At 62.1% G+C, this 412-nt stretch carries 1 pseudogene; it reads right to left on the bottom strand.

What is annotated here, in order from left to right:
• Window positions 1–412: pseudogene (locus KBW98_RS23815) on the bottom strand (hypothetical protein); the annotation flags it as partial.

Raw genomic sequence — 412 nt, 5'->3', positions numbered from 1 at the left:
GATCGACGAGTAACCCGTCATTTCGCCGGCCTTCAGGCCGAGCACGGTGCCCATTTCGGCGCTGCCGCATTGCAGCTTCAGGAAGTCAGCATTGAAGTCCTTGGTGTCGCTCTTGGCGAAGGCTTCGCCGATGGTGCTGTACACCGGCGAGGTTTCGCTGTCGCGCAGCACCATGGTGTACATCGCGGCGCGGATGTAGCAGGCGCCGGCGCCGGTCAGGCGCTGGACCGGGAAGCCCACTTTCCACTTCAGCAGCGGGACTGCCTTGGTATAGCCCAGTTCAGCAGCGTGGCCGATGGCCGAGGTGAAGAAGTCGTCCATCCACGGCGCCAGCGAGGTCTTGTTGTAGTAGGTGATCGCGTAACCGTTGACGATCGCGCCCAGCTTGTTGGCCGAAGCGTTGTTGCTGTAG

This window comes from Massilia sp. ST3, assembly GCF_018119405.1.
In the GTDB taxonomy this organism is placed as follows: Bacteria; Pseudomonadota; Gammaproteobacteria; order Burkholderiales; family Burkholderiaceae_D; genus Telluria.
The sequence above is the reverse complement of the archived record's forward strand: the minus strand, read 5'-3'. Positions and strand labels throughout refer to the sequence as shown.